Origin of the sequence: Kribbella sp. NPDC049227 (assembly GCF_043197265.1) — a bacterium.
Taxonomy (GTDB): Bacteria; Actinomycetota; Actinomycetes; order Propionibacteriales; family Kribbellaceae; genus Kribbella.
The window spans coordinates 64,510-76,999 of sequence record NZ_JBICST010000008.1; the positions used below are offsets into that span (position 1 = coordinate 64,510).

Consider the following 12,490-nt stretch of genomic DNA (forward strand, 5'->3'; position numbering starts at 1 on the left):
TCCTGCGTCGGCCGGGGCGGGGCGGGCGCGGTCAGAGTCCGCAGTCGAAGCCGTCGTCGTTCGGGTTGGCGTCGGCCAGGACGTCCAGGATGCGACTCGCGCGTCGAAGGTCCTCATCTGATACATGATCGGCGAAGAACGTCGAGACCACAGCCTCGACCACGGGTTGGGCAGCCGCGAGGGCCTCCCGCCCGGCCGGCGTGAGCTCGGCCCAGGTGGCCCGGCGGTCCTCGGGCGTGTTCCGGCGGACCACCCAGCCGTCCTTGTCCTCGAGCTTGCCGATCAGCCGGGTCGCGCCGCTGCGCGAGATCATCAGCTCCTTCGCCAGCGGGGCCATCCGCATCCGGCCGCCGGCCTGGTCGAGGGCCCGCAGGACCTCGTGCTCGAAGTAGCCCATCTTGAGCCGGCTGCGCAGCGTGTTGTCGAGATGGGCGTAGAGCAGCGTGTCCGCGCGGTACAGCGCCCGCCAGGACTCGAGTTGCACGGCACTCATCTGCTTCGTCGGCATGGACAGCAGTCTACGACGACGAGTGCACAATACAACTGTTGACATGTGAACTGTTCTCCTGTGTATGCTGACCGGACGCTGAGAGGGGGATGTCGTGGGCTCGATCCGTTGGAAGGCGGTGCGTCCGCTGCGGCACCGGGATTACCGGCTGCTGTGGACCGGGCTGGCGGTCGCCCTGCTCGGTAGCGGACTCTGGCTCGTCGCACTGGCCTGGCAGGTGATCGAGCTCGGCGGCGGACCGGTGCAGCTGTCCGTGGTGACGACGGCGTACAGCATCGGGCTGGTGGTCTGCGTGCTGTTCGGAGGGATCGCGGCGGACCGGCTGTCGCAGCGCAGCGTGATCGTCGCGGCGGACGGCGTACGCGGTCTGGTCCTGCTGGTCGTCGCCGGGCTCGCACTGACCGAGCTGCTGGAGGTCTGGCATCTGGCGACTGCGGCCGTGCTGATCGGAGCCGGGGAGGCGTTCCTGATCCCGGCGTACACGGCACTGGTGCCGAAGCTGTTGCCGGCCGACGAGCTGCTCGCGGCGAACGGGCTCGAAGGGACGCTGCGGCCGCTGGCGCAGCAGGCGACCGGCCCGGCGCTGGGCGGTCTCGCAATCGCCGCGATGTCGCCCGGGATCGCGATCCTGATCACGGCGCTGACCTACTTCTTCTCCGCCGGCTGCGTCCTCGCGATGCGCGTGCCGGCACCTGCCGACGAGGCGCCGTCGGACGAGGTGCCGCAGACGATCTTCGGCGACCTGCGCGAAGGATGGGCCTACGTACGACGTACCCGGTGGCTGCTGGCGTCGCTGCTGTTCGGCACGGTGTTCGTGCTGCTGATCCTCGGGCCGCTGGAGGTGCTGCTGCCGTTCGCGATTCGCGACCAGCTCGGTGGTGGGCCGAGCGACTTCGGTCTGGTGCTGGCGGCGTTCGGCGTCGGCGGTGCGGCAGGTGCGTTGCTGATCTCGTCCCGGAGCCTGCCGCGGCGGTACCTGACCGTCATGACGCTGATGTGGGGCGTCGGCTCGCTGCCGTTCGTGCTGCTCGGGTTCGCCCGGGTCGGCCGCGATGGTCATCTGGGGCACGTTGCTGCAGCGCCGGGTCCCGGACCGCCTGCGCGGACGCATCTCCAGCCTGGACTTCTTCGTCTCACTCCTGCTGATGCCGTTGTCGATGGCGCTGGCCGGACCGGCGGGTGCCGTGTTCGGACTGACGGCGGTGTTCATCGTCGCTGGTGTCGGCCCGGCAGTGGTGTCACTGTTGGTCGTGTACTTCGGCCGGATGCTGTCGGACGAGATCGCTCACCCGCTGGACCATCCCGTCACGCCGGCCGGTTCGCCCAGCGCCGCCTGATTGCGCGGCCCCTGGGCGGGGAACGGTGCAGAGGGGCTGTTCGTTCTGCGGGGTAGAGGTGTGGTTACGGGGTGGGTGATACGTGAGGTGTTCTGTGGTGACGAGTGAGCTCCGGTGAGGGGTCGTTCCGCGTTGATGCGGCGGATGGCGATCGCGGCCGGACTCGGTGTGGGGACAGCAGGGGTGCTTGCGGGCGTCCTGCTGCTGGGCCCGCTCGCGGCGGTGATCCTGCTGACCGTTGTGTTCGCATTGGTCTGGCCGCTGGCCGCGGTGATCCGGTACGTGTCGGACGAAGCGCCGTACCAGTCGTCGGTGACCGTCGCGGCCGCTGCGGCCGCTGCTGTGCTGTGTTTGCCAGGGTTGGTGCGTCTGCTGGCCTGGGGCGCGGTCGGATTCGCGGTGGCGCTGGTCGCGGCGACGCTGTTCGTGCTGCTCGACCTGGTCCTGCCGGAGCGGCGGCACCGTCCGTCGCGGCGGCGGCGGAAGCTCGAGCGCTTGACCGAGCGGCAGGGGTTCGAGGACGAGGCGCTGATCGCGTCGCTGCAGTGCCCGCTCAGCATCGAGGAGTTGTGCGGCGTCTGGACCGAGACCGCTACCCAGCTTGCCCAAGGCGCCGGCCCACGCGACCGCCAGGCAGTCGCCGAAGTACGCCGGATCTGCCTCGACGAGTTCGAACGCCGCAACCCCGACGGCTTCCACCGTTGGCTGGAAGCCGGCGCGCCCGCCGATCCGGGCAGCTATCTGCTCCCCACTCCGGGAGACGGCCCCACCGCCCTGTGAGTCAGGCCGCCTTCTTGCTCCTGGCCGACTTCTTGGCGGTCGCCTTCTTCGCCGTGGTCTTCTTCTTCGCGGCGGCCTTCTTCGCAGGGGACTTCCTCGTGCCGCGGGACTTGCGCGCGGACTCGACGCTGGCGCGGAGCGCGGCGACGAGGTCGGTCGGGTTGGTGGCCTGCGGCTCCTCCTCGGCGAACACGACCTCCTTGCCCTTGTGCTTGGACACGACGAGTTCCTTCACCCGCTCGGTGTAGGTGTCCTTGTAGGCGGACGGTTTCCACTCACCGCTCATCGCCTCGATCAGGTCGGTCGCCATCGACAGTTGCTTGCCCGCCGACGACTTGCCCGGCAGGTCGTCCAGCTCGTCAGCGGGATCGCGGATCTCGTCGGCGAAGAACATCGTCTCCAGCACCAGGACCTTGTCCTTGGCCCGGATCGTGGCCAGATACTCCTTGCCACGCATCACGAACTTCGCGATCCCGGCCCGGTTCGTCTTGGCCAGCGCGTCTCGCAGCAGCGCGTACGACGACGCGTTGTCGCCGTCCTTCGGACCCAGGTAGTAGCTCTTCTGGAAGTGGATCGGGTCGATGTCGTCCAGGTCGACGAAGGTGGAGATCTCCAGCGCCCGGGACTTGCCCGGCGCGATCTCGTCCAGCTCGTCGGGCTCGACGATCACGTACTCGCCGCCGCCGACGTCGTGACCCTTGACGATCTTGTCGAAGTCCACCTCCCGGCCGGTCCGCTCGTTCACCCGCTTGTAGCGGATCCGGTCCGAGGTGCCCTTCTGGAACTGGTGGAAGTCGAGTTGGTGCTCGTCGGTGGCGCTGTACAGCCCGACCGGCACCGAGACCAGTCCGAACGTGATGAATCCGCTCCAGATCGACCGCGCCATCCGTCTCTCCTCTCGTACCGCCCCGCCCGGTACCCAGTTCAGAGCCGGTTGTACCGCTTGCGCGCCTCCCGGCTCTGCTTCTGCGCGTCCCGGGCGGCCCGGCGGGCGTCGTCCAGCTCCCCGCCCAGCCGTCGTACCAACTCCTGGGCCTCGGCCAGCGCCTCGCGTGCGTTGTCGAGCTGGGTGTCGAGATCCTCGACCGTGGATTCGGCCTCCTGGGCCGCGGTGACCGCGTCCTCGAACGCCTTCTTGGCCTTCGCCTTCTCGGCGGCCTCGCGTTCCTCCTCCTTGCGCTCCGCGGCCTCGCGCTTCTTCCGGGCGGCGGCCGATTCCTCGTCGGCCTCGGCCTGCTGTGCCTTGCGCCGGTCGCGAGCTGCCTGGCGGCGCTCGTCGGTGAGCGGGGTGACGTTGGTCGGTTCGCCGGCTTCGTCGACGACCCCGAAGCCGACGTGCCGCAGCGCGCTGCTCAACCGGCCTTCGCGTACGGCGTCGCCCGCGGCCGGATCCACCAGCGCCGCATCGAGCGTCTCGCGCAGCTTCTGCCCGACGTCGGCGCTCACCTTCTGGCCCTCGTCACCGGCGACCCGGGTGGCCTCCTTGGCGAGCTTGTCCAGCATCTGGTGACGTCGCGGTGTCAGCTCGCGCAGCCGGTCGCCGTCGAGATCGGCGGTCGCCTCGCGGAACTCGTCGCCCAGTGCGAGCAGGTCGTCGAGCTCGTCCGGCAGCTTGCGGGCGATCAGGTTCGTCACCCAGGCCGCGACCGTCGGCTTGCGCATCGCCTTCAGCCGGGTCGACCCGAGCTGGTCGCCGTCGGCCTTCAGCTGCTTGGCCAGCTCGTTGCGAGTAGCAATGAAATCGGCAGCCGGCGCCGCGTAGAGCGCATCCGCCGCCTCCTCGAAGTCCATGGCGGCGACGCTACCCGGAATTACCCCGTGGTGGGACCGGGACGCACGACCAGTTCGGCGCGCAGCCGCTCCAGGATGCCGCGCAGCAACCGGGACACCTGCATCTGACTGACGCCCAGCTCGTGGCCGATCTCCTCCTGGGTCAGCCCGTTGCGGAACCGGAGTTCGAGGATCCGCTTGTCCCGGTCGCCGAGGTTCGCCACGGCCGGCGTGAGGGTGTGGACGTCCTCGACCAGGTCGTAGCCGTCCTCGTCGTCGGCGACCGTGTCGAGCAGGCTGATCGTGCCGTCGACCGTGCCCGGCGCGTCCAGCGACAGCGTGCTGAAGCAGCCGCGGACCGAACTGGCCTCGGCGATCTCGGCCGGATCGGTGCCGAGCGCCTCGGCGGTCTCCTCGGCGCTGGGCACATGTCCGAGCCGCTGGATCAGCTCAGGCTCGGCGGCCGCGATGCTGCCCTGCATCTCCTGCACGCGGCGCGGCGGCCGGACCGTCCACGCACAGTCGCGGAAGTAGCGCTTCAGCTCGCCCCGGATCGTCGGCACGGCGTACGAGAGGAACGCTGTGGACGCGTCCAGCCGGTAGCCGTTCGCGGCCTTCACCAGGCCGAGGTAGGCGACCTGCTCGAGATCGTCGGGGTCCACGCCCTTGCTGCGGTAGCGCGAGGCGATCGAGCGGGCGACAGGTGCGTTCAGGATCACCACCTCGTCGAGCAGTTCCTGGTGCCGCGGATCCGGCACCTCATGGGCTTCGAGCAGGAGTTCATGGGTGGTTTCGGCTATGCGCTGCTTGGAATCCTCAACGCTGACAGCTGCGATCGTCACGGGAGGGACCTCGTCGTGTCGTCGTATCGTGCAGGTCGGGTGGCATCAGGGCTGAACCACTGACTCCACCAGATCAAACTCAGCCGCGGGTTTCAAGTAGCGAGGTGTTACAGGTGTTTGAAACACGTCAAGTCCGCGCCCGCTGGGTCGCGACGATGCACAGCAGTACGACGACCGCGGTGATCGGCGCGGTCACCGGAAGGTGCTCGTTCATCAGCAGGACCGACCACACCAGCGTCAGCAGCGGCTGGGCGAGTTGCAACTGACTGGCCTTCGCGACCCCGATGATGCCCATGCCGCGGTACCAGACGACGAACCCGCCGAGCTGCGAAATCCCAGCAATGTAAGCAAGTCCGAGCAGACTCGACGCCGACAACTGCAACGGTTCCCGCGGTACGGCGATCAGCGTGATGGCAATGCTGACTGGTAAGGCAAGTACGACGGCCCAGGCGATCACGTGCCAGCCGGGCAGATGCCCGGCGAGGCGTCCGCCTTCGGCATAGCCGAGCGCGCACACGACCAGAGCGGCCAGCAGATACAGGTCTGCGACTGAAACGGACCCGTGATGCTGGCTGAGTGTGAAGACCACCACGGCTGCCGCGCCCGCACACGCAGCAAGCCAGAACATCGCGGGCAACCGGCGCCGTGTCAGCAGTGCCGATGCCGAGGCGGTCGCGATCGGCAGAAGACCAACAACGACTGCGGAGTGGGCGGTGGTCGACGTCTGTAAGGCCAGCGTGGTCAGCAAGGGAAAGCCGATGACGCAACCACCGGCAACGATCATCAGACCCGGTAGGTCCTTGCGTTGCGGTCGACGGACGCGGAGAGCGGCGAGCAGTACGGCGGCGAGGATCCCGGCCAGTAGGCCACGAGCGCCGGTCGCCGTCCACGGACCCATGCCTCTGGTCGTCCACACGGTGGCCGGGAAGCTCAAGGAGAAGGACGCGACGGCGACGAGGGCTGCGATGGTCCCGGCTCTGGTCGGTATCGCTTCTCGCCTCGGGACAGTAGCGCTATCGTGTGCCGTCATGGACAACGATAGCAGTCTGGCTGTCGTCGTCGGGCGGCTGCGGGCCGAGGTCACCGCTGCCGGCCCGGGCGGTCGGCTGCCGTCCAGCCGCACCTTGGTCCGGCGGTGGGGAATCAGCCCGGTCACACTCTCGCGGGCCGTGACTGTGCTGATGGCCGAGGGGCTCGTCAGTTCGCGTCCGGGATCCGGGGTCTTCGTCAGTGACCGCGCTCTGCGCCGGAGGGTCGCTCAGGCGGATGTCTCCTGGCAGGACAGCGCTCTCGGGAACCGTCGGCGTCTCAAGACCACGGCGATGCTGGGAATGCTGTCGACCCAGGCGGACGGGGTGGTGGATCTTTCGGTCGGCTACCTGCACGAATCGCTCCAGCCGAGCAAGGCACTGGCCGATGCGATGGGACGAGCGGGCCGCCGGCCCGGCACCTGGACACGCTCGCCGGCCGAGGGGATTCCTGAGCTCCGGGCCTGGTTCGCCGCCGACATCGGCGGACGCGAGGGGCCGATCGGCGCCAATGACGTGCTGATCAGTTCGGGCGGCCAGACCGCCTTGGTGACCGCGCTCAGGGCGCTGACCGATCCGGGTCAGGCAGTACTCGTGGAATCACCGACGTACCCGGGGACTCTGGCCGCTGCTGAGGCGGCGGGACTGCGGTGCGTTCCGGTGCCGCTCGATGTGGATGGACTGCGGGTGGAACTGCTCGCGGAGGCGTTCGCGAGCAGTGGAGCGCGGGTGCTGGTGTGCCAGCCGCTGTTCCAGAACCCGACCGGTGCCGTTCTCGCGCCGGTGCGACGGGCCCGGCTGATGGACGCCGTACGAGCGGCTGGGGCCTTCGTCGTCGAGGACGACTTCACTCGGCGGTTGGTGCACGACGACGCTCCCGATCTGCCGCAACCGCTGGCGGCGGACGATCCGGACGGTCACGTCGTCCACATCCGGTCGTTGACCAAACCCACGTCACCGAGCCTGCGGGTCTCGGCCGTGACCGCGCGTGGACCGGCGTACGCACGGCTGCGGGACAGCCATGTTGTCAACAGTTTCTTCGTACCTCGCCCGATGCAGGAGGCGGCGCTCGAGTTGATGACTTCGCCTTCCTGCGCGACTCATCTGCGCCGGCTGGCCGCAGCCTTGCGGGATCGGCGGGAGACGCTGACGCAGAGCCTGGCGGAGCGGTGTCCGCACCTCACGGTTCACGCGGTCCGGCCCGGCGGATATCACATCTGGACCTCCCTGCCCGACGGCTTGCGGGACGACCTGGTCGTCGCCGAAGCCCTTCGCCAGGGTGTCTCCGTCAGCCCGGGCCGGAACTTCTATCTGCCCGGCGGACCGACCCGCCACCTTCGGCTCAGCTACGCGGGTGCGGCGTCCGTCGACGAGATCGTGCGCGGTGCGGAGCGACTTGACGCGGTGGTGCGGGCGAACGCCGAAGCCTGACAGTATCTGTCAGGTTTCAGTGCTGGACTGGACCCATGGACGACTGTTGCGCCGTGGTGGACCTGCGGCAGTACACGCTGCATCCAGGGGAACGCGACACCTTGATCGAGGTCTTCGACGAACATTTCGTCGAGGGGCAGGAAGCGACGGGGATGCACATCGTCGGCCAGTTCCGCGACCTCGACGAGCCGGATCGGTTCGTCTGGATCCGCGGCTTCCCCGACCTGCCGACCCGCGCCGATGCGCTGAACGCCTTCTACTACGGGCCGATCTGGCGCGAGCACGCCGCCACGGCGAACCGGACCATGATCGACTCCGACAACGCGCTCCTGCTCACGCCCGTTCACCTCGGCACCACCTATCCCCGGCCGGACTCACCCCGCTCAGCGCGAGGTACGACGGACGTCCCCGACTCGGTCGTGGCCGGAGCCGTGTACCACCGAGGTGCGGCAGTTGACGGCTTCGTCGAGTTCTTCACCGATCACGCCGTACCGGTGCTGACCGCCACCGGCGCCGAGCCGGTCGCCGTGTTCGAGACTTTGGTTGCCGAGAACAACTTTCCTGGGCTGCCGTTGCGGGACGAGATCGTGCTGGCCTGGTTCGCCCGCTTCCCGGACGACGCGGCGTACGACGAGCATCGGCGGCGGTTCGCGGCGTCGGCGGTCTGGCAGCGGCAGGTGCTGCCGGAACTGGTCTGCCGCTCGGCCGCGCCGGCCCAGGAACTGCGGCTGCGTCCGACCGCCAGATCGCAGTTCCGGTAAATGCGTTGCGCGTCCCCGAGCGGGCGTGCATCCTGAAGCAACCGTGCGGCGACGAACGCTGCCTGGACCTAGGGAGGCTGACGGATGGCCATCACTGTGCTGCGGCATGTCCGCATCAGTCTCACCTCACAGTTCAGGAGCACACCGGATGTCTTCCGACGTCTTTCGCACCACCGAGCAAGATCTCACCGATAACCCTTCCGACCTCGACTCCCGCTGGGGCGAACTCACCGGCGACGAGTCCGAACCTGATCCGGCCGACGCGTTCGTCTTCCGCTTCCAGGAAGTCGACGAGCAACTGGGCCCGGATCAGCGCTGGTCCACCTGGCTGGACGTCGAGCGCGGTTCTCGCGGCCCGGAACCACGCCCCTCGTGGGTAGTGACGGAACAGGCCGCGATCGACACCGAGCTCGGCGTCCTCAAAACCGGCAAGGAAGCCGACGTCTTCCTGGTCGAACGGGCCGTCGAAGCCATCGGCGCGAACCCGGCCCGTTCCTCGCTGCTCGCCGCGAAGCGGTACCGCACCGAGGAACACCGGTCCTTCCACCGCAGTACGGCGTACGTCGAAGGACGCCGTACGCGCAACAGCCGCGACACCCGCGCGATGGCGAAGAAGACCTCACACGGTCGCAACGTCGCCGCCGGGCAATGGGCGGGCGCGGAGTGGGGCGCGCTGTGTCAGTTGTGGAAGGCCGGCGTGCCGGTCCCCTACCCGGTGCAGGTGGACGGCACCGAGTTGCTGATGGAGTTCATCGACGACGGTGAAGGCGGGGCGGCGCCACGGCTCGCCCAGGTCCGGCCGTCCAAAGACCTGCTCGGCCAGTACTTCGAGCAGGTCCGTGACGGGATGCGCGAGTTGGCCAGGGCGGGGTTGGCCCACGGAGACCTGTCGCCGTACAACGTCCTCGCCCAGGGGGACCGGATCGTGATGATCGACCTGCCCCAGGTGATCGACATCGTCGGCAATCCGAAGGGTATGGACTTCCTGCTGCGCGACTGCCACAACATGGCGACCTGGTTCACCAACCGCGGGCTGGAGATCGACGAACAGGAACTGTTCGCCGACCTCCTCACGATGGTCTTCTGATTGCCTGCTGCAGCAAGGGAACGAGTGGTACCAGTTGGTCGGGGTGGGCGTCGACGAGACCGTCGACGTGGTTGCCCGCCTCGACCCGCAGGTACGTGTGCAGTCCGGTCCGGCGAGCCATCGCGGCGTACACGTCGGAGTCCTGGGTGATCGGGAGCAGGCTGTCGTAGGTGCCCTGGATCGTGACCAGCGGCTTGCCGATCCTGCCGGTCAGCGCGATCCGCCGGATCGCCTTGTGTGCTTCGGGCCGGCGCGCGTAGTCGTAGTCGGCTTCACTGCCGGTGTACGACGGATCGAGCTCGGCGGCGTAGATCCGCTGAGTCAGCTTCCAGTAGACCGTGTAGTGGTAGTCCCAGAGGAAATCGGACTTCGGATCGAAGCCGGCGCCGGTGATCAGCTCCGGAGATTGTTGCTCGTAGCCCCTGATCGCCCGCGGCAGGAACGTGAACAGGTTGGGTCCGTTCGCGGTCCACAGCGTTCCTTCGAGGTCGACGCCCCGGGTGTACAGCTCCGGATGGTTCTCGAGCTGCCAGCGGACCAGGTAGCCGCCGTTCGAGATGCCTGCGGCAACCACCTCGCGCGGCGCGCGGCCGTAGTACTGCCCTACTGTCGCCCGGGCGGCACGGGTCAGCTGCGTCATCCGCAGGTTCCACTCGACGATCGCGTCGCCCGGCCGCACCCCGTCGGTGTGGAACTCGGCGCCGGTGTTGCCCTTGTCCGTCGCCGCGAACGCGTAGCCCAGCGAGAGCACGTAGTCCGAGATCGCCTTGTCGTTCGCGTACTGCGCTCGTACGCCGGGCGACCCGGAGACGACCAGGCCGCCGTTCCACCGATCCGGCAGCCGGACGACGAACTGGGAGTCGTGGTTCCAGCCGTGGTTGGTGTTCGTGCGCGAGTTGTCCGGGAAGTACCCGTCGATCTGGACTCCGGGAATACCCGACGGCGACGGCAGACCCGCGTGCGTCAGACCTGCGTAGTCGGCCGGGTTGGTGTGACCCGAGGCAACGGTCCCGGTGGTGGTCAGGTCGGCGAGACGGGCGACTTCCTGATGCTGGGCACCGGGAACCCGGACCGGACGATGGGCGCTGGCCGGCACGGTCACACCGGTGAGCAGCAGGACGGCTGAGAACAAGGCGAGGCGGCGCATGGCGTCACGCTAGAAGTCGCCTCCTTCGCCAGACAGAGGGTCGGAGCACACAACCGTGCGCCTCCGGGTGGTCTCCTACGACACCGCTCTGGCTGCCGCGCGTCCCGCCGTACGTCCGGTGAAGAGGCAGCCGCCGAGGAACGTGCCCTCGAGTGATCGGTAGCCGTGGATGCCGCCGCCGCCGAAGCCGGCCACCTCGCCGGCCGCGTAGACACCGGGCAACGACGTACCGTCGGTGCGCAGTACGCGGGAGTCCAGATCGGTCTGCAGGCCGCCGAGGGACTTGCGGGTCAGGATGTTCAGCCGGACGGCGATCAGTGGGCCGGCCTTCGGGTCGAGGATCCGGTGCGGCGACGCGACCCGGATCAGCTTGTCGCCGCGATAGTGCCGGGCCTGGCGCAGCGCGGTGATCTGCAGGTCCTTGGTGAACGTGTTGGCCAGTTCGCGGTCGCGCGCGACGATCTGGCGCTCCAGGTCGTCGAGGTCGATCAGCTTGTCGCCGGTCAGGTCGTTCATGCCGCGGACCAGGTCGGGCAGGTTGCCCCGGACGACGAAGTCGGCGCCCTTGTCCATGAAGGCCTGCACCGGCGCGGTCGCGCCGCCGCGGGCCCGGCCGAGCACCCCCTTGATGTCCTTGCCGGTCAGGTCCGGGTTCTGCTCCTGGCCGGAGAGGGCGAACTCCTTCTCGATGATCTTCTGGGTGAGGACGAACCAGGTGTAGTCGTACCCGGTCCGCATGATGTGCTCGAGCGTGCCGAGAGTGTCGAACCCGGGGAACAGTGGCACGGGCAGTCGCTTGCCGGTCGCGTCGAACCACAGCGACGACGGTCCGGGCAGGATCCGGATGCCGTGCATCGGCCAGATCGGGTCCCAGTTCTGGATGCCTTCGGTGTAGTGCCACATCCGGTCGCGGTTCACGTACCGGCCGCCGGCCTGCTCGGTGATCGCGAGCATCCGGCCGTCGACATGCGCGGGGACGCCGCTGATCATCCGCTTCGGCGGCTCGCCCATCCGCTTCGGCCACTGCGAGCGGACCAGGTCGTGGTTGCCGCCGATCCCGCCGGAGGTCACGATCACGGCCTGCGCGGTCAGATTGAAGTCGCCGACCTCGGCCCGCGAACTGGCGACCCCCCGCGCGACGCCGCTCGGCTCGAGCACCTTGCCCGCGACTCCGTCGACCACGCCGCCGGTGACGGTCAACTCGTCCACCCGATGCCGGAACCGGATCTCCACCAGGCCCTTGGCGGCGGCTTCGCGGACCCGGCGCTCGAACGGCGCGACCAGACCGGGCCCAGTGCCCCAGGTGATGTGGAAGCGGGGCACCGAGTTCCCGTGCCCGTCCGCGTTGTAGCCGCCGCGTTCGGCCCAGCCGACCACCGGGAAGAACCGCACTCCCTGGGCATGCAGCCACGGACGCTTCTCGCCGGCGGCGAAGTCGACGTACGCCTCGGCCCATTGCCGGGCCCACTTGTCCTCGTCGTCCAGCCGGTCGAACCCGGCCGAGCCGAGCCAGTCCTGCAGCGCGAGATCGCGCGAGTCCTTGATCCCCATCCGGCGTTGTTCGGGTGAGTCGACGAACAGCAGGCCGCCGAACGACCAGAACGCCTGGCCGCCGAGTGAGGCCTCCGGCTCCTGGTCCAGCAGCAGCACCTTCCGGCCGGCGTCGGCCAGTTCGGCGGTCGCGGCCAGCCCGGCCAGACCCGCCCCGACGACGATCACATCCGCGTCCATCACTGTCCCCTCACCGATCGGTGGTCCATGTATAGCGGACAACCGAAGGCGATGGACGGACGTGCGCG

12 protein-coding genes are annotated in these 12,490 nt (G+C 68.7%); 5 read left to right on the forward strand and 7 right to left on the reverse strand.

The genetic code is table 11. The features are described from left to right. Positions 1 to 31: 31 nt before the first annotated feature. Entirely contained in the window at positions 32 to 508 is a 477-nt protein-coding gene (locus ACGFH6_RS33445) for a MarR family winged helix-turn-helix transcriptional regulator (protein WP_393391947.1), read from the reverse strand. Between the two features lie 94 nt (positions 509 to 602). Here ACGFH6_RS33445 and ACGFH6_RS33450 point away from each other — a divergent pair, with 94 nt between their 5' ends. Together ACGFH6_RS33450 and ACGFH6_RS33455 are read left to right on the forward strand one after the other, a co-directional pair. Beyond that, positions 603 to 1,901 carry an MFS transporter gene (locus ACGFH6_RS33450; RefSeq protein ID WP_393391950.1) on the forward strand — a complete coding sequence of 433 codons (1,299 nt, stop codon included), beginning with the start codon at positions 603 to 605 and terminating at the stop codon, positions 1,899 to 1,901. Positions 1,902 to 1,959: 58 nt separating this feature from the next. Beyond that, positions 1,960 to 2,625, forward strand: coding sequence for a hypothetical protein (locus ACGFH6_RS33455; protein ID WP_393391953.1), 666 nt, complete (start codon positions 1,960 to 1,962; stop codon positions 2,623 to 2,625). Between the two features lies 1 nt (position 2,626). On the opposite strand, the gene ACGFH6_RS33460 is transcribed toward ACGFH6_RS33455, so the two are convergent. The 4 genes from ACGFH6_RS33460 to ACGFH6_RS33475 all read right to left on the reverse strand — a co-directional run bounded on the left by ACGFH6_RS33460 (position 2,627) and on the right by ACGFH6_RS33475 (position 6,267). Further along, positions 2,627 to 3,511, reverse strand: a complete 885-nt coding sequence (locus tag ACGFH6_RS33460) for a Ku protein (RefSeq protein WP_393391956.1) — start codon at positions 3,509 to 3,511, stop codon at positions 2,627 to 2,629. 38 nt (positions 3,512 to 3,549) lie between these two features. Further along, positions 3,550 to 4,416: a hypothetical protein gene (locus ACGFH6_RS33465; protein ID WP_393391959.1), complete on the reverse strand. Its 867-nt coding sequence runs from the start codon at positions 4,414 to 4,416 to the stop codon at positions 3,550 to 3,552. A gap of 20 nt (positions 4,417 to 4,436) precedes the next feature. Further along, positions 4,437 to 5,237, reverse strand: coding sequence for a sigma-70 family RNA polymerase sigma factor (locus ACGFH6_RS33470; protein WP_393391961.1), 801 nt, complete (start codon positions 5,235 to 5,237; stop codon positions 4,437 to 4,439). A 127-nt stretch (positions 5,238 to 5,364) separates the two neighbouring features. Continuing rightward, positions 5,365 to 6,267: a DMT family transporter gene (locus ACGFH6_RS33475; protein WP_393391964.1), complete on the reverse strand. Its 903-nt coding sequence runs from the start codon at positions 6,265 to 6,267 to the stop codon at positions 5,365 to 5,367. On the opposite strand from ACGFH6_RS33475, the gene ACGFH6_RS33480 reads away from it, so the two are divergent. From ACGFH6_RS33480 to ACGFH6_RS33490, 3 genes are all read left to right on the forward strand, one after another. Further along, a complete protein-coding gene (locus tag ACGFH6_RS33480) occupies positions 6,266 to 7,696 on the forward strand; it encodes a PLP-dependent aminotransferase family protein (RefSeq protein WP_393391967.1) in 1,431 nt (476 codons plus the stop codon). The two genes, ACGFH6_RS33475 and ACGFH6_RS33480, sit on opposite strands and share 2 nt — an antisense overlap. Positions 7,697 to 7,731: 35 nt before the next feature. Beyond that, positions 7,732 to 8,457 carry an NIPSNAP family protein gene (locus ACGFH6_RS33485; RefSeq protein WP_393391970.1) on the forward strand — a complete coding sequence of 242 codons (726 nt, stop codon included), beginning with the start codon at positions 7,732 to 7,734 and terminating at the stop codon, positions 8,455 to 8,457. 148 nt (positions 8,458 to 8,605) lie between these two features. Next, positions 8,606 to 9,544, forward strand: a complete 939-nt coding sequence (locus tag ACGFH6_RS33490; RefSeq protein ID WP_393391973.1) for a serine protein kinase RIO — start codon at positions 8,606 to 8,608, stop codon at positions 9,542 to 9,544. Here ACGFH6_RS33490 and ACGFH6_RS33495 read toward each other — a convergent pair. Both ACGFH6_RS33495 and ACGFH6_RS33500 read right to left on the reverse strand, forming a co-directional pair. After that, entirely contained in the window at positions 9,528 to 10,691 is a 1,164-nt protein-coding gene (locus ACGFH6_RS33495) for a tannase/feruloyl esterase family alpha/beta hydrolase (protein ID WP_393391976.1), read from the reverse strand. The genes ACGFH6_RS33490 and ACGFH6_RS33495 overlap by 17 nt on opposite strands. A gap of 75 nt (positions 10,692 to 10,766) precedes the next feature. Continuing rightward, a complete protein-coding gene (locus tag ACGFH6_RS33500; RefSeq protein ID WP_393391979.1) occupies positions 10,767 to 12,422 on the reverse strand; it encodes an FAD-binding dehydrogenase in 1,656 nt (551 codons plus the stop codon). Between the last annotated feature and the right edge of the window lie 68 nt (positions 12,423 to 12,490).

Excerpts from the sequence above, each read along its gene's own strand:
- ACGFH6_RS33445 (WP_393391947.1), bottom strand. The coding sequence starts at position 508 with ATGCCGACGAAGCAGATGAGTGCCGTGCAACTCGAGTCCTGGCGGGCG.
- ACGFH6_RS33460 (WP_393391956.1), bottom strand. The coding sequence starts at position 3,511 with ATGGCGCGGTCGATCTGGAGCGGATTCATCACGTTCGGACTGGTCTCG.
- ACGFH6_RS33465 (WP_393391959.1), bottom strand. The coding sequence starts at position 4,416 with ATGGACTTCGAGGAGGCGGCGGATGCGCTCTACGCGGCGCCGGCTGCC.
- ACGFH6_RS33480 (WP_393391967.1), top strand. The coding sequence starts at position 6,266 with ATGGACAACGATAGCAGTCTGGCTGTCGTCGTCGGGCGGCTGCGGGCC.
- ACGFH6_RS33475 (WP_393391964.1), bottom strand. The coding sequence starts at position 6,267 with ATGACGGCACACGATAGCGCTACTGTCCCGAGGCGAGAAGCGATACCG.
- ACGFH6_RS33485 (WP_393391970.1), top strand. The coding sequence starts at position 7,732 with ATGGACGACTGTTGCGCCGTGGTGGACCTGCGGCAGTACACGCTGCAT.
- ACGFH6_RS33490 (WP_393391973.1), top strand. The coding sequence starts at position 8,606 with ATGTCTTCCGACGTCTTTCGCACCACCGAGCAAGATCTCACCGATAAC.
- ACGFH6_RS33495 (WP_393391976.1), bottom strand. The coding sequence starts at position 10,691 with ATGCGCCGCCTCGCCTTGTTCTCAGCCGTCCTGCTGCTCACCGGTGTG.
- ACGFH6_RS33500 (WP_393391979.1), bottom strand. The coding sequence starts at position 12,422 with ATGGACGCGGATGTGATCGTCGTCGGGGCGGGTCTGGCCGGGCTGGCC.